Origin of the sequence: Streptomyces sp. NBC_00289 (assembly GCF_041435115.1) — a bacterium.
Taxonomy (GTDB): Bacteria; Actinomycetota; Actinomycetes; order Streptomycetales; family Streptomycetaceae; genus Streptomyces.
Genome location: NZ_CP108046.1, coordinates 712,393 through 729,984, shown reverse-complemented (window position 1 = coordinate 729,984; position 17,592 = coordinate 712,393). Strand labels below are relative to the sequence as shown.

The window sequence follows — 17,592 nt, the reverse complement described above, 5'->3', positions numbered from 1 at the left end:
AGGGTGCCGTGGCCACGAGGTACGACTGCTAGCCGTCCGCTATGAGGCGACCGTCCTCGTTGCGGCCATCAATGAATGGCTGTGACCAGCGTCATCGAGAGTGATCCAGTAGCGGCGCTTGTCCCCGGTTTCGGTGCTGCGCACATCTTCGAGGACGCCGCCATTGCTTTCGATGGTGCGCGCCGAGCCGACGTTGCCATCGTCACAGGTGAGGAGGACCCGGTCCAGACCGAGCGCCGGCGCCTTGAGGAGAACCGCTCCCAGTGCCCACGTGGCCAGTCCGCGTCTCCTGGCAGAAGGCCGAACGCTGTAGCCGATGTGTCCGCCGCCTTCCAACAGAATGGCGTTCAGATAGTGCCGAAGGTCGATGGCCCCGAGGTACGTCTCGCCGTCGATGATCCACCAGTGGGTGGCGTGGACGCGCCCTTCCCCGACAGGCAGCGACCGGTCCGATTGCTGCCGCAGTCGCTCGGCCCATGAGGCGAACCCTTTCGGGCTGTCGAGGTCATCGTCACCAACCAGACGCAGGCCGGCCCCGTCCTGGTGAGCACCAGGCTGCCACTCGTCACGCGCCGCGAGCCACGAGGAATGCAGCCGTCCCGTGGGAGCGATCAGTTCAGCCATGCGAGGGACGATAACACCCCCTCCCTCTATGTGATCAGGCACTTTATGCCAGATCGGGAGCCTGGCCCGTCGGATGGGGTGCAGCGGGTAAACCAGGTCGAGGCGTGAGCGCCTCATTTCGCCGCGATTGATCAACCACTACCTTGATCCACTTTCGGCGCACGCTCTAGGACGGACGTCATGCGCCGGGCTACAGGGCGTGGGTGGAAGCGCCCGGTGGGCGTCTTGCGCAGCCAGCCCCGCCCGGCGAGCCGGTTCAGCTTGCTACGCGTCGCCTCGGTGTGTCGTGCCTCGATGCCCACGCCGAGCGCCGGGACACGTCTTTGACCATGACCGGCTCATCCGCGTCGTGCACGAGCTCCAGAAGCTTCCGGTACTCAGAGGGCAGGGCCTGCTCATCCGTGCCCGGGGCGCGGTGCGGCACCAGCAGCACCGGCTGCCCGGCGACCTGCCCCACCGCCACCACCGGTACCTTGTCGGTCGGCCACGGCCAGTTCGTCCCGCTCGGCCCGCACTTCGTCCAACTGCTTGACCAGCCCCGCACTTGCGCGGATGACAGCAGGGTGAGCCCGGGGCTGGACCGTGCGGACGACCAACCCGTCTGTCGATGCCGCTGTCCGGCCGAGCTTGGCGAACTCTTCCGAAGCCTTCTTGGCGAACACTGTCCCCGGGCCTCACCTCTCGCCTGCAAGGACCATCGTTCGGCTGAAGCCCTGCAGAGCCTTTCGCCGCGTAGGCGACCGCACATCACGACCACGCTCTTCGCGTGTGGCTCCGGCCGGGGAACCCGGCCGGAGCCACACGCGTGTGTGGGCTGTGGGCTGCGGTCGTTGGTCGGAGGGCAACACCCGCAAGTTGCGACTGCGGCTATGGCGGCCAGCGGCGGCACGAGGGGAGCGGGGCTTCAGGACCTCGCCGGCCTCGTGCTGTCCGGTGCTAGGTGTTGAGCTCCTGGTGTACAGGTAGCAGCGCAGCCAGACGCCGGGCTGCCCCGGGTCCCGGGTCGTGCGGTCCGTGGCGGTCGCCCACCGTGTGGCGAGCAGTTCCTGGATGGCGAAGCGGGTCTGCTCGTCGTCTGCCGCGATCTCCACCACGGCCAGCCCTGGCTGTTGCACGTGCACTTCGTTGATCGGGTCCCATGCAAGGCCAGCCGTTCCCGCACGCCTGGAGGTTCTGCGGCCGGGGCCGCTTCGCCCGGCCGTGTGCGGGCGGCTCGGGCAGATCGGCCCGGAAGGTCCGGTCAGGTGTGGAGGCACCTTCGGGTCCCATTGTGCGATGACCTGGGCTGCACGCCGCGGGCACAGGAATCTCCAGCCAGCTCAGCCTGCGGTGCCTCGGAACCCGCGTCCGGAGCGGCAGAGGGTCTGCCGACACAGGGCGGACCCTCTACCGCCTTGCACCCGTGGGGGGCGAATGGTGATGCATCCCGTTCAACGACGCCGCCGCGCTCCGGTCACCCACCGCCAGGCACCACGGAATCTCTCTGTCGACGTGGCGATGTCGCTGCCCTGCTGTTACTCACTTTCGGGTGGCGGGCCGCCTCTGGTGGTGCGGAGTTCAGCAGCTGCAGCTCAAGGTGCGGAAGGAATGCACGTGCTGTTGGCTCGTCAACTCGAGCATGCAGGACGTAAATGGACACTGCATCCAACAGTCACGGAAATATGGGCAATAGGTAACCGAGGCCCTGTTTTCTGCACATCTGCGTCGCGGAGTGGACAGAGTGCGGGTGGCGGTCGAAACCGGCCGTCACCCACACTCCGCACCAGTTCCTGTTCGGCGCCCCCGTCTGGGCCGCCGGGGGAGGGTGCCCGCACGATGCAAGGGGACTCTGTGTCCGTTTCCGTTTCTGTGACCGCCCGCCGTCTGGCCGCCGCCGCTCTCGCGGCCGGGGCCCTGGTAGGGGCGGTGGCGCTGCCGGCGTCTGCCACCGACCACGCCCGTCCGCACCGTCCCGCGGTGGAGATCAGCGATGTGCAGTACAACTCCCCGGGCTTCGACGACCGCTCCAACCGCTCGTTGAACAAGGAGTGGGTGGAGCTCACCAACACCGGCCGCCGCGCGGTCAACCTCGACGGCTGGACCCTGTCGGACGAGGACGGCCACACCTACACCTTCCAGCACCGCTTCTGGCTCGAGGGCCGCGACACCGTCCGCATCCACACCGGCGTGGGCCGCGACACCGACACCGACCTCTACCAAGACCGCCGCAGCTACGTGTGGGACAACCACTCCGACACCGCAACCCTGCGCAACGACCGCGACCGCTTCGTCGACGCCGTCTCCTGGGGCCACGACCGCCACCACGGCGGCAACCGCCACTGACCCACGCCCACCCCGCCGGTGACCGCCACCAACAGGTCAGCCACCGGCCACACCGGGCGGCGCGCCACCCTGACGGGCAGCGCGCCGCCCAACCGCTCCCGCCACAGGGTCCTACCGGGGAGGTAGCTGCAGATCGCTCCAGCAGCCCAAGACATGCACCGCAGCTTTCACCCGGTTCCCTTTCCCGCTCTGCGGGGCGTGCTGTCCCACCCCGCGCGTGGGGGGCGATGGCCGGGTAGGGGAGCATCTGCCCGTCTGCTATTCCCCACTGCTGAGGGATCGTCATGCACTTCGCCCATCGCGCCGCACCGTCCGTGCTGCTCACATGTCTGCTCCTGGCCGGCTGCTCCCCGGACTCCCTCGGCGGCCTGGGCGGGGCCGGCAGCGCAAGTCCGGCAGCGGGCACGCCTACGGGATCCGCGGCGGGCAGCGCGTCCGTCCGGTCGATCGCTGTGGGCGCCGGCCCGCAGAAGACGTACACGGTGCAGCAGCAGCCCGGGGGCCGGTACCTGCACCTACCGTTATGAGCACGGTGAGCCGCTGGAAGACCCGACCTGCACCCCCGGTGCGACCTCTCCGGCCGTCACGCAGGCGAACCTGAAGTCGACGATCTGCTGCAAAGGCGGCTACACCTCCGGTATCCGTCCCTCCACTTACGTCACCGGCAAGGAAAAGACCCTCAATGCGGCCTCCTACGGCTTCACAGGCAGGATGGGCGACGCGGAGTACGACCACCTGATCAGCCTGCAGTTGGGTGGCGATCCCAACGACTACCGCAACCTGTGGGTGGAGCCGGCCGATCCCGGCCACCGCAGCGGCTCCGGCGTGAACAACAAGAAAGACCCGGTGGAGGCGAAGCTGCACACCGCCGTCTGGCAAGCACCAGATCACCCTGGGCGCCGCGCAGCAGGCCATCGTGACCGACTGGACCACCGCGCTCAGCAGCCTCGGTCTGACCTGACCACAGCAAGGCGGACGTCACTACGCAGATAGCAGCGCATATCACTGGCAGGCAGTCCCACTGCATCAGAACTTTTTCCGCGCCCCGCGCAATGCAGCAATGGGCGGCTGCCCGGACTCCTCCTCGATCAGCGGTGGTGGGCGGACTCGACTCGAAACGGTCAGTGCCGCGGGCCGGTTCCAGCCGCTGGGCGCAAGACGTCCTCCTTCCGAGGCCGGTCTCGGGAAACGCGATAGGGAAAGCAAGCCGGGGGACTTCGGCGAAGTCGGGCCGTGGGTCGTTTCGGCCCAGACGGCGAGAGCGAGAGGGCCGTCGGTGTTGGCGCCGGCGGCGAGTGCAATGGCGCGCTGGAACGTGTGAAAGACCTCTGCCCAGGCGCCGGGCTCGGCCAGGAGACGGTTGGTCGAGTTGAGCGGTGAGGGCTGGCGTTTGTCCGGAGGGCTGGAGCGCCAGTTGGTCCAGGAGCGCATCCCGGAGCGTTGCGAAGGCCGGCACCTGGGTCGGGAACATCCGCGGCTGGGTCCTGGTTGTAGAGGGTGTGGTTATGGAGGGGACAGTGTCCCCGGGCCTCACCTATAGCCCATGAGGAAGATCGTTCGGCTGAAGCCTCATGGAGCCTTTCGCCGCGTAGGCGACCGCCCTTCACGACCACGTTCTTACGATGCAGCCCCGTCCCGGATCTCGGACGGGGCTGTTTCGCGTGCTCACTGCGCTGCGGGGTTCGGGGGGACAAGCGAGCGCAATTGTCGGAGGGTTGTCCGCGGGGACGCGCACTCAGCCGCGTCCGCGAGGCCGCCGCGTGCCGCCGCCAGTGCGGCGGCGACCTCCGGTGGGGGTGAGGTCGGGGCGGGCACGGTGGAAGCGGGCGGGGTGGCGCCACCGGTCGGCAGCATACCGGGCGACGTCGACGCCGACTTCCACCCTCAGCGTGGGGTTCACCAGGATGATGTCCAGCTTCTCGCGGCTGCCCCACCCGGCGGAGAACGACCGGCCTGTCCACGGATGACCGGGCTGAGCTAGGGCGATTAGCGCGGCGACTGTGCTGCTTGCCGTCTGGGTGAGGGTGGTGGTGCCGCCGGTGTACTGCAGATGACCGGTGTCGTCGTACCGGCCGAGCAGCAGGGTGCGCGGGGCGGCGAGGGTGCCGGTGACCGCGCCGACGATCGCCTCGGTCGTCTCGCGCGGTTTGTACTTCAGCCAGCCCCTCTCCGACGGACGGTATGCGCCTTCGAGCATTTTGAAGACCACACCTTCCATGCCGACCGACGACCACGTCAGCCACTCGCGGACGGTGTCGGCCTCGGTGGTCGTCGGGGACAGCACCCACGGCTCCGACAGCTGGCGGTCGGCGAACACCGAGTCCAGCGCGGCCCGGCGCCGACAATACGGCCAGCTGCTCGTGTCGGTCCCCGACAGCCGCAGCAGATCAAAGGCGACGAAGTGGGCCGGCCACTCGCCCGCGGCCCGGTCCGCCTGGGCGCCGCGACGCTGGAGCCGGTGCTGCAGCTGCTCGAAGGCGGCTGGCCCGCGGCGTCCCACACGACCAGCTCGCCGTCCAGCGCGGTCGCGTCCGGCAGCTGCGCGGCCCCGGCCCTGACCTCCGGGAACGCCGGCAGCATCTCGGTGCCGCGCCTCGAGCGCAGCACGACCCGGACGCATCAACGGAGACCAGGGCCCGGAAGCCGTCCCACTTCGGCTCCGCGGCCCACCCGGGCCGCAGAGTGGGGTCGGGCACGCGGGCGGCGAGCATCGGCTCTGGCGGCGTCCAGGTCACAGGCCCATGTCTCACCAAGATCGTCTGTCCGCAATCCGGGCGGTGTGCGCACCTCGGACCGTGACCTGGCCTCCGCAGACCACGGCAGGTCGGCGCCCTGCGGGACCTTGCTGGCCTCGCGTTGTCCGGTGCTAGGTGGTGAGCTCCTGGCGGACGTCGAGGTAGCAGCGCAGCCGGACGCCGGGCTGTCCGGGATCTCGGGTCGTGCGGTCGGTTGTTGCGGTCGCCCACCGTGTGGCGAGCAGTTCCTGGACGGCAAGGGCGGTCTGGTCGTCCTCCGCAGCGATCTCCACCACGGCCAGTCCCGGCTGTTGCACATGTGCTTCGTTGATCGGTCCCATGCAGGGCATACGTGTGGGCGGCCGCGGAGGTTCTGCGATGGTGCAGTCTTCACCCGGTCGTGTCACAACCGCTCCGCAGATGGATCCTCCAGCCGGACGCCGTCGAACCATGTGCCAGCAGGTGTCTACGGTCGGTTGCTGGTGAAGCGGACGCTGGTGCCCCAGTTCTTCTGAACGGTGGCCAGGCACCACTGGCACAGGGGCTTCTCTGGGGTAAGAGGTGTAGCGCGAGGCGGAGTTCGATGACTCAGTGCAGCTCAGCGTCGGTGTCGTTGAGGATATCCGGCACGACAGGTGTGGCGCCATCGCTGAATCGAGCGATAGCGCCTTGTCATAGGGAGACTCACTTTGCTCACCTGAGAAGGCAGCGCGAGGTGTGGGCCGGCGATCACAAGCCGTCGAGGCGCTTGAAGCCGTGATGCCCCGGCTGGAACTCGCCGCCACCAGAGGAGCGGACAAGCGGTCCGGGGCTGCCTGGGAGGCGGGCCTCTGATGCCACGTCAGATGACGTTGACGGTGTCGAGGAAGCGGGCGGCGAGGTCGGTGTCGCCGGTGAGTGTCACGTCGCTGTCGCGCCAGGACGAGCGCTGCGTGCCCCAGTCGGGGAAGGTCAGTGCGGGGGCGGTGATGTGCGCGCCTACCGGGCCGTCGGAGGGAGCCAGGCTGCCTGCCTCGTCGATCCACCAGGTGCCGCCGCCGGGGCCGGTGAGGGTCAGTGCGACGCGGGCGTCGAGCCCGGCGAGCGGTGCCTGCGCGACCTGATTGCTCAGTACGGCGATCATCCACGTCACGACCGCGCGCATCCTGTCGGCATCGGTGGGCGGCACGGGCCGGCCGAGGGCGGGGGCCATGTCGTGGCGCAGGTGGGTGTGGTGGTCGAAGACGAGTGCGCCGCCGATCAGCAGACCCAGGGGGTGGCGGCCGAGTTCGGCCATCGGTGCCCGTACGCGGGCGGCGGGTGTGCGTCTGACGACGTCGAGGAGCGTGGTGGCTCGCCGGCCGGCGCGCTGGTACTCGGCCACGACCTTGGCACGGCTCCAGTGGCGCCGTCGGTCGACGGGTTCTTGGTTCGCCTGTTCGAGGCTGGCGGCGAAGCTCGTGCGCAGCCCGGCGGGTGTGTAGAAGCTCCGCGCCGTCGCACCGATGTGGGCGACGACGTCGGCGATGCGCCATCCGGCCGCGGCGCTGGGCGCGGTCCATTCGTCGTCGGTGAGGCTGCTGGTGAAGTCCAGCATCTCGGCGCGTTCGGCGCGCAGGGCGGCGGCCATGTTCGGCAGGTCGGCGGGGGGCAGGCGCTTGCTCATGTCGTTGTCGTCTCTGGTGGTGAGGCGGGGCGGCGGATGGCCTGTACGGCGGTGTCGTAGAGGTCGAAGGTGTCGGCCTGCCCGCCCAGGCGCATCCACTCTTCTGTCGCTGCCTGGAGGCAGGTGATCGCCGCGGCCGCGATCGCGCGGGCCTGCAGTGCGCGGTGGTCACAGTCGGGCAGTCGCGGCTCGATCAGCGGTGCGAACAGGTCCTGCCAGCGGGCCTGCTTCTCGGCGTGGCCGGCGCGCAGGGATTCGTTGCCGAACAGCAGCGTGATCATCTCGAGCCGGCGCTCGGCGGTGAGGTCGATCTCCTCGAGCACCTGGAACGCCGCACGCAGCGAGGTCCAGACGTCTTCGTCGGCCGGGCGCTCGGCGAGCCGCGCGGCTATCAGTTCCCCCTGCTCGGACAGGCCGTTGAGGGCGAGGTCCTCCTTGCTGCGGAAGTAGTTGAACAGGGTCCGTTTGGAGACACCGGCTGCCGCGGCGATCTCCTCGAGTGTCGTGTCGTCGTACCCCTTGGCGGCGAACAGTTCGAGGGCGGTTTTGGCGAGGAGCGCGCGAACCACCGAGCGGGTCTGCTCACGAAGGGGTGCCGGATTCCGGGTCATGCACCAATGGTACATCTCTTCGCGAGATGCATCTTCTTGCACTCAGTGCAAGCATGTGCGTATGGTGCAGCTATGAGCAAAATTGACTATCGCCGCCAGACCGTCATCGTCACCGGAGCCAGCTCCGGGCTCGGCGCGGAATTCGCCCACCAACTGGCCCGCCGCGGCGCGGATCTCGCACTCGTCGCCCGCCGCGCGGACCGGCTCAAGGACCTGGCCGACGAACTCACCCGAGCCCACGGCGTCACGGTGCACGTCGTCGCCCGCGACCTCGGCCAGCCCGACTCTGGCCGCACCCTGCGCGCCGAACTCGAATCGCGCGGCATCTACGCCACCGGACTGGTCAACAACGCCGGCTTCGGCACCCACAACGCCCTCACCGACGAGGACCCGGACCGCCTGCAGAGCATGATCGCGCTGAACGTCAGCGCGCTGGTCGACCTCAGCCGCGCCTACATCGACCCGCTGAATTCCGCCGACACCGGCATCCTGATCAACGTCGCCAGCCTGCTGGGCTTCCAGCCGACCCCGTACCTGAGCGTCTACGGCGCCACCAAGGCCTTCGTCCTCAGCTTCACCGAATCGCTGTGGGAAGAAAACCGTGGCACCGGCCTGCGCGTCCTGGCCGTGTGCCCCGGCGCCACGAAGACCGAGTTCTACGACGCCGCCGGCAGTGAGACGGCCGACTACGGCGCGAAGCGAGTCACCCCCGAACACGTCGTCAAGATGGCCCTGGACACGCTCGACCGCCGCTCCGCGCCCCCGTCGGTGATCACCAACGGCCGCCCGATCGCCCTCGCCAGCAAGATCCTGCCGCGCCGCCTGATCGTCCGGATCATGGGCCGCATGGCCCGCCCCTAGCCGGCACTGCTCCTCCGTCGTCCCCACCAGCAGCAAGGGACCACCATCGTGACCATTACAGAAGTCACCCCACAGCCCACGGACGCGGAGCGCTTCGGTCACATCCTCGCAGTTCAGCGCGCTGCCTAACGCCGCGACACGTCATCCCCTTCCTGGTCGAGGCCCCTCAGGGTGGCTCCGGCTCGGGGACGCTACCTCCCGTTGGTTAAGTGCTCTGGTCAGCTCCCGGTTGGCGGATCTGGCCGCGTCGAGATCGCCCTGCAGCTCCTCCAGCCGGCGGGTCACTTGCACGACGTGCTGTTCGAGACGGGCCACTGTGGCCTGCAGGTCACAGACGTCAGCCGAGGCACCGAGTCCGGACTCCTGCCAAGCCCGCTGACCGAGCTGCTGAGAGAGACGTGCCTCCAGCTGCTGAACCCGCCCTGCAAGGCGACCGGCGCGGGCATTGGCGTTGGCGAGATCGGCCTGCAGCGACGCCTGGGTGATGTCCAGACCCGCTCCAAGCGTTTCAGCGCAGCGGCTGCCGGTGGTGCGCAAGCTTTCCAGCAGGTCGCGGTGTCGATAGAGGAAGGTGCGGTCGACACCCGCTGCGCGGGCGATAGCCGAGGCGGTCAGCGGTGTGCCGTGGCGCACGGCGGTCGTGATGGCGTCCTGGACGCGCAGACGGCGGCGTTCCGTGCCGGCCTCGCGGCCGCCGCTCATCGGTGTGGTCGCGTCGGGATCCTCCTGGGGCGGACGTCGGGCAAAGGCTGGTGGACGCGGGGCATGCCGAGCATGACGGTGCGGCTGCGGCGAACGAGGGTGACGGCCTGCTCGATCTGAGCGCGGTCCTCCGGGGTGAGGTCGTCGAGACCGGTCCGGACGCGTTCGATCAGGCGGCGCACGCGGCGGATCTCTTCCTCGGAGGGCATAGCCTGGCTACGGGCCCAGTCGTCGGCTTCGAACGCGGACATGAGGCGTTCGCGGCTACGGAGCAGGTCGGCGAGGTGGGCTTGGAGTTCGGGGAGGTAGGAGACGTCGGTGGAGTAGTGCTCGCAGCCCAGGCAGCGAAACCGCAGGGGGCAGGCGTGGCCGCCTGCGGCGACGTTGGACGGTTCACGGCAGACGCCGTAGGGGACGGCCACCTCGCCGATCGCGCGGCGGACGTGCTCGGTGTCCAGCAGGCTTTGCGCGGTGCGCCAGACCCGGTTGCCGTGCCGGTCGAACTGCAGGGCGGTGACCCGGTCGACGGCCTCGCGTCGGCGTTCCTCGCCGACGCGGTAGTAGCCCATGGTGGTGTGGACCAGCCGGTGGTCCATCAGTTCTTTGAGAACGTCGACGGGGACTCCGGCGTCGGCGTGGCGCTGGGCGTAGCAGTGGCGGTAGGCGTAAGGGAAGACGCGGGTCTTGTCGAACGGCACCAGCTGGGTCACCCGGGCGTCGTCGGCGCTGACGACGACGGGCACGAGGAGGTCGGGCAGGGACGTCACCCAGGCCCGGTGGTAGGAAGAGATCTCCACGAGCGGCTTGGTGCCCTCTGGGTTGACCTTGGGACGCGGCAGAAGCCGCAGTCGGGCGGGGTCGACGGCGGGGAAGCGTGCGCGGACGCGCTGCTGCTGGCGTCGGATGGTCGCGGCCGTCTCGGTTCCGATCGGCAGGCGCCGCCCGAGGCAGTATGCCTTGTGGTTGTCGTAGACCAGGATGTCGGAGCCGTCGGGGTCCTGTTCCAGGCAGTTGAGGGGAAGGGTGTTGATCTCGTCGGGGCGTCGCCCGGTGTCGATGAGCAGCTCGGTTGCAACCCGGACCTCGACGCTGCTCATGGTCTCCAACTCGTCGAGATGCGCGCACAGCGCACGCATCACCTCGTCCGGGAGGTCGCGGCCGGCCTCGGTGTCCTCGGGCTTGTCGGGCATGTCCTCGGGCAGGATCGCGAAGTCGACGGGCATCCCTGCCAACAGCTGTCCGGGCGCGGTGAGGCCGAGGGTGCGGAAGCGGAGCAGGACCCGGCGGGCGTACCGGGTGAAGGCCAGGCGCCGTCGGGGCGTGAGCTGCCCAGTCGAGGTGAAGTAGCCCATGCGGTCGGTGAACGCGAGGATGTCGCTGCGGCCCCAGGCCGCGGGCACCGCGCCGTGGTCCGCGCGCTGTACCCGCAGGCTTTCCGGGAGCATGCCCATGGCCGCGATGACCGCGCGGGTGTGCTGGACAGCGTTTTTGTTCCGGCGCCGGGGCAGGTCGTCGTACACCCAGATCTTCATCGCCTCCCGCAGTGGTTCCTGCAGTACGGGTGCGAAGGAGATGTGGCCCGGCAGTCCGAAGACCACCATGTCCCAGCGGTCCTTGAGACGTTCGGCCTCGGCGTCATGTTCAGTAGCTGCAACTCCCGTTGCCAGGCCCGGATCACCGTGACCTGCTCGCGGCTGTGCCCGTGAGCAGCCGGATCCGTCACCTCCGCAAGCTCCTGTACCTGGTGAAGCCGCAGCCGGTCGTACAGCTGGCGCAGGCACTCGGGCCGGGACTTGAACCCTTGCCGGGTGCGGACCCACAGGCCGAAAAGGAGTTCTGCGACGAGCTGGTCGGGCAGTCCGCGCAGGCTGGCCTCGCGCGTGGTGCAGATCGCCTTGTCCGTCCGGCGCCAGTGCGCCTCGTCAAACCCAGGCACATTACGGGCCCGGTAGAAGCGGTTGAGGTGTGCCTTGCAGTACGGGGGTGTGCGGGCGGTGCGGTCGAGGTAGCACGCGGCGACTTCGCACGATCCGAGCCGGACAAGCCCGGTGACGCTCGGATGGCCGAGGAACTCCTCCAGGGTCAACGGACGCAGTCCGACCGTGGTGTGCTGAACACGGTGCGCGTCACACAGCAGGCCGGCAATGGTGAGGCGGGCCGCTCGCACCCTTGCACCGCGCACGGCACCTGGCCCACTCCACGGCTTTCTGCCTTCGTTACGAGCACGAACTCCTCTAGGGGGAGGTCGGACTTGCTCCACCGCAGCATGCAGCCGCCGCACATCGGCCGCGTCAGAACAGTGATCGCCAGGGGGCATCCCGGCACGGGACAGTCCGGCAGACCGATCACCGGATGCTGCCGGGGCCACGTGACCACCCGCCGATTCCAGTCCCACCCCAACAGAACCAGAAAGTCCTCGTCCATCGCCCGGAGGATCTCCGCCAGCCGCTCATCGGCCGCCAGCGTCTCGTAAGCTGGCGGGATCGCGGCGCGCGCGCCCGTCACCGTTCCACCTCCGGGCCGCAGAGCCCGCGCGGAGAGGGCACCCGGTCAACCGCGGCCCGCACACGTTGCGGATCCGGAAACACGTACGGCCCCTGCGAGTCGAGACTCCTCTGCCCAAGCACCGCGGCCACTTCATCCGGAGCGCCGCCCGCATCGGCGACGTTCGACGCGAACGAGCGGCGCGCCATGTGTGCGCCCACCCTCCTGTCCAGCCCGGCCCGGTCGCTCAGCCGTTCCAACAGCTCCCCGATCGCCTCCGGGGACACCGGCTCACCCAGCGGGGCCCGGAACAGGTTCACCAGCAGGAAGTCACTCCCACCCGACCCCAGCAGCCGGTACCGCTCCTCGTAGTAGAGGTCGAGCGCGGACACCACCAGGAAGTCCAGTGGAGCCACCCACGCGTGCCGCGACTTCGACCACGCCCCGTTCTCGTTCTCCCGCCGCCGCCGCACATGCACATGGGCACCCGGGTAGTCGCAGCCCAGCGCACGGGAATCCGGCAGCAGATGCATATCGCTGCGCCGCAGCCCGGACGCTTGGCCGCGGCGCAGCCCGACCCTGCTCACCAGCAGGACGACGAGCCGGTCCCTCGCGCTGTGGCACGCGCCGAACATGGCCACCAACTCGGTGTCCTCGGCCCGGTCGACCCGCGTCTCCGGCTCGCGCACCGCGTGCACCGGCCGCAGCCGGTAGAACAGGCCGCCGTCCTCGCCCTGCGCCTCCGCCGGAAGATCCCGGCTGTCGGAAAGCTCGTAGATCTGCCCGAGCACCGACCTGGGCGCCTCGCCCACCGACACGGCGTACGACAGCAGGCCCCGCACCGCCACCAGAACACGGTTGATCCGCCCCTCACTGCGCACCGGCTTCGCTCCTGGCCCGGGCTGAACAACCGGCACCCTCTCCGGCCGGGGCGCCGGGGTGTACTTCAACCAGACCATGAACAGCCCGAGGTCCCGGCCGGCCGCCGTCCATTCCCGACGCGTCAACCGGCACCAGCGCAGGTAGAGCGCGACACCACCGGCGTACGACTTCGTCGTCAGCTCCGCCCGGTCCCGCCCGAACCGCAGATTCCGAAGCCACCGATCAGCTACAGGGACGACCTCCAGGTCGTCGTCAAGGAGCGTCCAGTACGTCTGCTCGGACGGCATCACCACGGGGAACGCCCGCATCCGCATCTCCTGCCACGAGTTGTGCAACAACCCGCCGCAGAGCCACACCCCCCGAGAACGAGTCCCAGGAGCTCAACGAACCCACCTCACCCCACGTCACACCACACCCGAATCCGCCCTAGAGAAAGGGGCAGGCGGCCGGCGCCGTACTTGTGGGTGTGGCGCTGGCAACCGGAGCACGGGCCGACCAGGGGGTCTATCAGGATTCAGGTGTGGTTCGTCTGTTTGGCCTACAGGTTTTTCGGTGGGCTGGTCGGCCTACACTCGTCCGGCGGTAAGGCGGCCGTCGAAGAGAACGTCGAACTCGTTCAAAGCGCTTTTCCAGCGGTTGTTCCAGCGCTGGCGGCCGCGGCCGGTGGGGTCGAGTGCGAGGGTGGCGAGGTAGAGGCGTTTCAAGGCGGCGGTCTCGTTGGGGAAGTGTCCGCAGGCCTGGGCCGCGCGCCGGTAGCGGGCGTTGAGGGACTCGATCGCGTTCGTGGTGTAGACGACCTGCCGGATCGCGTCGGGCAGACCGAGGAAGGGCACGAATTCGCTCCAGGCCCGCTCCCAGGTCCCGGCGATCGACGGATAGCGCTTGCCCCACTTGTCGTCGAAGTCGGTCAGCCGTGCCCGGGCCTCGTCCTCGTTGACAGCGGTGTAGACGGGCTTGAGGTCGCGTGCGACGTCGGCCCAGTCGCGGCGTGAGGCATACCGCAGACTCGCGCGCAGGAGATGAACCACGCAAGTCTGCACCACAGTCCGGGGCCAGACGGCGTTCACCGCGTCGGGCAGGGCGCTGAGCCCGTCGCAGACCAGCATCAGCACATCACGGACGCCTCTGTTCTTGATCTCGGTGAGCACCGTCTGCCAGTACTTGGCGCCCTCGCCGCCGTCGCCGGCCCACAGGCCGAGGATCTCGCGGTAGCCGTCGGCGGTGACCGCGATGGCCACGTAGATGGGCCGGTTGGCGACATGACCGTCTCGGATCTTGACGTGCACGGCATCGATGAAGACGACCGGGTAGACCGCGTCGAGCGGGCGGGTGCGCCATTCCGCCATCGATTCCAGGGCCTTGTCGGTGATCGTGGAGATGGTCTCCTTCGTTGTCGTCATCCCGTACGTCTGGGCGAGATGGGAGACGATCTCGCCGGAGGTCAGGCCCTTTGCGGTCAGCGAGATCACCAGGTCGTCCAACGCACCAGTGCGGCGGGCGTACTTGGGCAGCAGCCGGGGCTGGAAGGTGCCCAGACGGTCTCGCGGGATCTGCACCGTGACGGCGCCGACCTCCGTCATCACCTTCTTGCTCCGGTAGCCGTTGCGGGTGTTGCCGCCCGAGCGCGACCCGCGCCCGCCGACGCGGCCGACCCCGTCGGCCAGGTGCTGGTCCATCTCTGCTTCCAGCGCGGACTGCATCAGGTGCTGAGCGAGCTCGGGCAGCAGGCCGCCCTCGCCCATCAGCCGCAGTCCCTCTCCGCGGACCTTCTCGGCCGCGAGCGCGGCCAGCTCCTCCAGCAGCTCACTGGACAGACCATTCTGCGACACCGGCATCGACTTCACGTCGGCACCCTCGACGCCACCGCCGACCTCGGCAAGCGACACGCCCTCCACGGTCTCGATCAGGTGACCAGTCGTCGTACTCATCAGGCTCACTCCTTCGGGGAGATCCACACCTGATTCATGACACTCCCCGACCAGGCTGCATGAGCAGGTGAAGGTGGCGGGGTCCGGCTCGCTGATCGGCGGTGGCGGGGGAGTGCTGCTCATCAAGGCGTCCTGTTCCGGGTCCGGGTGGCTGGTGGATGACCGCGAACACGGACGGGACCAGCAAGTGCGGGTGCCGGTCAGTGCATCGCGGTCGGATGGGCCCGCCCGGCGGGTAAGTTGGGTCTACCGTGCGGCAGCTTGTGCAGGAGGGCATGAACGACCGACGGCCACCGCCCTCTGGACCAAGAACTGGTCTGCTGCGGGCAAGCACACCATCAAGATTGTTGTCTCCGCGACGAGCGGACGTCCCACCGTGACCACCGACGGCCTTGCCTACGTGCGGTAGAAGACTTACCGCGACCGGTTGCGGGACAAACGGAGCGAGGAGGTCGCGAAGTTCGTGGAGGCCGATGGCGCCAAAGCGCCGGAGGTGGTGAGGCGCAGGGTGCAGTCCGCTGTCCACCACGCCCGACCGGGGCGGATCACGCGGTTACAGGGTGGTTTTCCAGGACCCGCGGGTGAGGGTGGTTGTGCCGTCCTGGTCGATGGTGACATGAGCGCCGTAGACGGGCAGTGCGCCCTCTCGGTTGAGGCGGTGGCGGATGCGCTCGAGCTCAGGCCACAGCCGGTGAGGTCCGGCCTGGTGGACGATCGGTGAGTCGAGGAATCCGGTGGCTGTGGCGCGGGCCCAGGAGCCGTCGGGATGCAGTAGCCACACCGTGCGGGTGTCGCCGTCCTGGGCGCGGCGGTAGTCCAGGCCGGGGAGCTTGAGCTCCAGCATCGACATCACGTCCCACGCATCCGGCGGGTACAGCAGCGGGTAGCGGCTGGTGAAGGTCTCCTCACCCTCCCTCTCCGACGCCCCTTTCCAGGTGTCTCCTTGTGCGGGATGGTCGTAGACCCTGCCATGGCGGGTGCGCATGAATCCGGCCCGGTCCCACTCGATTCGGCCGACGGCGCCGCCGTCCGCGGTCTTGTCGGCGGTGAGGATCAGTCCGGTGCCGGCGATGGCGGTCACCAGTCGGCCGCCCGGCCGCAGTGCCCGCAGCCAAGAGGCCGGCACGGGCCGCACGGACACCGTGGAGACGATCTTGTCGTATGCGCCAGGCAGCCGGCCGGTGACGTCGCAGACCTGAATACGGGGGTGGTCGCCCAGCGCATCGAGGCGTTCCTGTGCGATCCTCACCAGGTGCTCGTCGACGTCAACGCTGGTCACGCGGCCGTCGCCTAGCCGGGCGCAGGCCAGGGCCGTGCCGTAGCCGGAGCCTGTAGTCACCAGGAGCTGGTCGTCGTCGGAGATCATCGCGTGCCGGTACATCCGTACGATGAGGCTGGGCAGCGTCGAGGAGGAAGTCGGCGTGCCGCTGAGCACGATGTCGCCGGGGCTGGCGTTGTCGGCGTGGCAGGCGTCGACCTGAGTGACCAGGGTCTGGTCGCTGTAGGCCGCCTTCAACCATGCGGCGGGATCATCGGTGCCGGCGCGGAGATTCCAGACCTCGCCGTCCTGTTCCCACCATCGGGGTACGAACTGGTGCCGTGGCACGGTGGCCACGGCGGTGTGCCAGCGGGATTCCGGCCGTACGACCTCGTGGGCCAGGTGCCGGGCCTGCGGGAGCCAATTCATCGCTTAAACTGCCCTCTCGTCTAGTACGCAGGGTCGCAGGTTTCGGTGTTGGCCGGGTCGCAGTCCCCGGAATCGTCGGGCGGGCAGGCCGAGGCGGCGCTTGGTGGGATGCGGGCGGCGGTGTCCGCCCACTGCTGCCCGCGGAACACCATGGCGAGGCCGTTGTCTTTCGCGTTCCCCGTGGGCAGGAAGCGGCCGAGGACGCACGGGGTGACCGTGCCATCGGTCATGATCGCAGCTCGTCCGTCCGCGCAGCGGCCGCACAGGTCTGCGGTGCTCGGGAGGTGGACCGCGCCGCGGCCGACGCTGCGGGCGCGGTCGGTGTTCACCGTGCGGACGCCGAGGCCGAGCAGCTCATCGCGGGCCGGCGCTGTGCGTTGTCCCTCAAACACTTTGACGATTCCCACTTGTAGGGGGATGCCGAGGCTGATGGCCTGGACGATGTTCGCACGGGTCGCTGCGTGGGAGCCTTTCCGACCCGTCACCTGCTCGTGTTCCTCCGCCATGTCGCTGTAATACGAGGTCGCCAGGGAAACCTTCGGGTGTTCGAACAACTGCCAGTGATTGAGCCGGACGCGGTAGAGATTGCTGTAGACCTGCACCGCGAGCCCGCTTATCAGGGCGCGATTCACGAGCGCCTCGAAGTCCGGGTGCATGGTCGGTTCACCGCCGATGAACTGCACCTTCTTCACGCCGATGGCGGCTGCCTCGCTGATGAGTCGCTTCCAGTCGTCACTGGTCATGCTGCCGTGCCCTTCAGCGGGGCCGGCCTTGGCGTAACACAGGGACGGGCAGGTGAACTGACACGTGCCGGTGATCTCCAGCTCGAGGAATTCCGGCACGGCCGGCCGGGCAAAAGCCTCGTCGGTTGCGGTCGTCATGGTGTATCTCCTCGATGTCGCGTGGACCTTCTCGGGACCTGGCGCGGAGCGGTGGCCGCGCCGTGGGGAGAGGTTCGGTGCCATCTCCCCGCGCTGGGCGTTGATGCGTGACGTGCGGGCACCAGGCAGACGGCGTTCGGGCCACCTGGCAGGGGTCGGCGGGGCGGTGCCGTCGCTGGATGTGGTGCCTGGAGAAGCGAGTTCCGGCCCTGTGCTTGCCGCGCCTTACG

The 17,592-nt window shown here is 68.9% G+C and carries 15 protein-coding genes and 1 pseudogene; 3 read left to right on the top strand and 13 right to left on the bottom strand.

The window, feature by feature from the left end; all coding sequences use genetic code 11:
- Positions 1-39: 39 nt before the first annotated feature.
- Together OG985_RS03940 and OG985_RS03935 are read right to left on the bottom strand one after the other, a co-directional pair.
- The gene (locus OG985_RS03940) at positions 40-624 is read right to left on the bottom strand and encodes a GNAT family N-acetyltransferase (protein WP_371666803.1); all 585 of its coding nucleotides are present in this window, start codon (positions 622-624) and stop codon (positions 40-42) included.
- A gap of 674 nt (positions 625-1,298) precedes the next feature.
- A complete protein-coding gene (locus tag OG985_RS03935; RefSeq protein WP_371666802.1) occupies positions 1,299-1,880 on the bottom strand; it encodes a DUF6207 family protein in 582 nt (193 codons plus the stop codon).
- Positions 1,881-2,454: 574 nt separating this feature from the next.
- On the opposite strand from OG985_RS03935, the gene OG985_RS03930 reads away from it, so the two are divergent.
- Positions 2,455-2,946 carry a lamin tail domain-containing protein gene (locus OG985_RS03930; protein ID WP_371666801.1) on the top strand — a complete coding sequence of 164 codons (492 nt, stop codon included), beginning with the start codon at positions 2,455-2,457 and terminating at the stop codon, positions 2,944-2,946.
- 284 nt (positions 2,947-3,230) lie between these two features.
- Positions 3,231-3,907: pseudogene (locus tag OG985_RS03925) on the top strand (hypothetical protein).
- A gap of 774 nt (positions 3,908-4,681) precedes the next feature.
- On the opposite strand, the gene OG985_RS03920 reads toward OG985_RS03925, so the two are convergent.
- The 4 genes from OG985_RS03920 to OG985_RS03905 form a co-directional block, all read right to left on the bottom strand.
- Positions 4,682-5,446: an ATP-dependent DNA ligase gene (locus OG985_RS03920; RefSeq protein ID WP_371666800.1), complete on the bottom strand. Its 765-nt coding sequence runs from the start codon at positions 5,444-5,446 to the stop codon at positions 4,682-4,684.
- Between the two features lie 366 nt (positions 5,447-5,812).
- Positions 5,813-6,022, bottom strand: coding sequence for a DUF6207 family protein (locus OG985_RS03915; protein ID WP_371666799.1), 210 nt, complete (start codon positions 6,020-6,022; stop codon positions 5,813-5,815).
- 500 nt (positions 6,023-6,522) lie between these two features.
- Positions 6,523-7,326, bottom strand: coding sequence for a maleylpyruvate isomerase family mycothiol-dependent enzyme (locus tag OG985_RS03910; protein ID WP_371666798.1), 804 nt, complete (start codon positions 7,324-7,326; stop codon positions 6,523-6,525).
- On the bottom strand, positions 7,323-7,937 hold the full coding sequence (locus OG985_RS03905; RefSeq protein ID WP_371666797.1) for a TetR/AcrR family transcriptional regulator: 615 nt from the start codon (positions 7,935-7,937) through the stop codon (positions 7,323-7,325). The genes OG985_RS03910 and OG985_RS03905 overlap by 4 nt, the downstream gene beginning before the upstream one ends.
- A 72-nt stretch (positions 7,938-8,009) precedes the next feature.
- Here OG985_RS03905 and OG985_RS03900 point away from each other — a divergent pair, with 72 nt between their 5' ends.
- The gene (locus OG985_RS03900; RefSeq protein ID WP_371666796.1) at positions 8,010-8,798 is read left to right on the top strand and encodes an SDR family NAD(P)-dependent oxidoreductase; all 789 of its coding nucleotides are present in this window, start codon (positions 8,010-8,012) and stop codon (positions 8,796-8,798) included.
- A 141-nt stretch (positions 8,799-8,939) separates the two neighbouring features.
- On the opposite strand, the gene OG985_RS03895 is transcribed toward OG985_RS03900, so the two are convergent.
- The 7 genes from OG985_RS03895 to OG985_RS03865 form a co-directional block, all read right to left on the bottom strand.
- Positions 8,940-9,500 carry a hypothetical protein gene (locus tag OG985_RS03895; RefSeq protein WP_371666795.1) on the bottom strand — a complete coding sequence of 187 codons (561 nt, stop codon included), beginning with the start codon at positions 9,498-9,500 and terminating at the stop codon, positions 8,940-8,942.
- A complete protein-coding gene (locus OG985_RS03890) occupies positions 9,497-11,101 on the bottom strand; it encodes a hypothetical protein (protein ID WP_371666794.1) in 1,605 nt (534 codons plus the stop codon). The genes OG985_RS03895 and OG985_RS03890 overlap by 4 nt, the downstream gene beginning before the upstream one ends.
- A 481-nt stretch (positions 11,102-11,582) precedes the next feature.
- Positions 11,583-12,005 carry a hypothetical protein gene (locus OG985_RS03885; protein WP_371666793.1) on the bottom strand — a complete coding sequence of 141 codons (423 nt, stop codon included), beginning with the start codon at positions 12,003-12,005 and terminating at the stop codon, positions 11,583-11,585.
- On the bottom strand, positions 12,002-13,174 hold the full coding sequence (locus tag OG985_RS03880) for a tyrosine-type recombinase/integrase (RefSeq protein WP_371666792.1): 1,173 nt from the start codon (positions 13,172-13,174) through the stop codon (positions 12,002-12,004). Before OG985_RS03880 ends, OG985_RS03885 begins: the two co-directional genes overlap by 4 nt.
- A gap of 258 nt (positions 13,175-13,432) precedes the next feature.
- On the bottom strand, positions 13,433-14,701 hold the full coding sequence (locus OG985_RS03875) for an IS256 family transposase (RefSeq protein WP_331718661.1): 1,269 nt from the start codon (positions 14,699-14,701) through the stop codon (positions 13,433-13,435).
- A gap of 646 nt (positions 14,702-15,347) precedes the next feature.
- Positions 15,348-16,481 carry a protein-L-isoaspartate O-methyltransferase gene (locus OG985_RS03870; RefSeq protein ID WP_371666791.1) on the bottom strand — a complete coding sequence of 378 codons (1,134 nt, stop codon included), beginning with the start codon at positions 16,479-16,481 and terminating at the stop codon, positions 15,348-15,350.
- A 20-nt stretch (positions 16,482-16,501) separates the two neighbouring features.
- Entirely contained in the window at positions 16,502-17,362 is an 861-nt protein-coding gene (locus OG985_RS03865) for a radical SAM/SPASM domain-containing protein (protein WP_371666790.1), read from the bottom strand.
- Positions 17,363-17,592 lie beyond the last annotated feature (230 nt).

What these genes read in the sequence shown, in the direction of transcription:
- OG985_RS03940 (WP_371666803.1), bottom strand. Translation starts at nt 624, where the DNA reads ATGGCTGAACTGATCGCTCCCACGGGACGGCTGCATTCCTCGTGGCTC.
- OG985_RS03915 (WP_371666799.1), bottom strand. Translation starts at nt 6,022, where the DNA reads ATGGGACCGATCAACGAAGCACATGTGCAACAGCCGGGACTGGCCGTG.
- OG985_RS03910 (WP_371666798.1), bottom strand. Translation starts at nt 7,326, where the DNA reads ATGAGCAAGCGCCTGCCCCCCGCCGACCTGCCGAACATGGCCGCCGCC.
- OG985_RS03905 (WP_371666797.1), bottom strand. Translation starts at nt 7,937, where the DNA reads ATGACCCGGAATCCGGCACCCCTTCGTGAGCAGACCCGCTCGGTGGTT.
- OG985_RS03900 (WP_371666796.1), top strand. Translation starts at nt 8,010, where the DNA reads ATGAGCAAAATTGACTATCGCCGCCAGACCGTCATCGTCACCGGAGCC.
- OG985_RS03895 (WP_371666795.1), bottom strand. Translation starts at nt 9,500, where the DNA reads ATGAGCGGCGGCCGCGAGGCCGGCACGGAACGCCGCCGTCTGCGCGTC.
- OG985_RS03890 (WP_371666794.1), bottom strand. Translation starts at nt 11,101, where the DNA reads ATGGTGGTCTTCGGACTGCCGGGCCACATCTCCTTCGCACCCGTACTG.
- OG985_RS03880 (WP_371666792.1), bottom strand. Translation starts at nt 13,174, where the DNA reads ATGCGGGCGTTCCCCGTGGTGATGCCGTCCGAGCAGACGTACTGGACG.
- OG985_RS03875 (WP_331718661.1), bottom strand. Translation starts at nt 14,701, where the DNA reads ATGCCGGTGTCGCAGAATGGTCTGTCCAGTGAGCTGCTGGAGGAGCTG.
- OG985_RS03870 (WP_371666791.1), bottom strand. Translation starts at nt 16,481, where the DNA reads ATGAATTGGCTCCCGCAGGCCCGGCACCTGGCCCACGAGGTCGTACGG.
- OG985_RS03865 (WP_371666790.1), bottom strand. Translation starts at nt 17,362, where the DNA reads ATGACGACCGCAACCGACGAGGCTTTTGCCCGGCCGGCCGTGCCGGAA.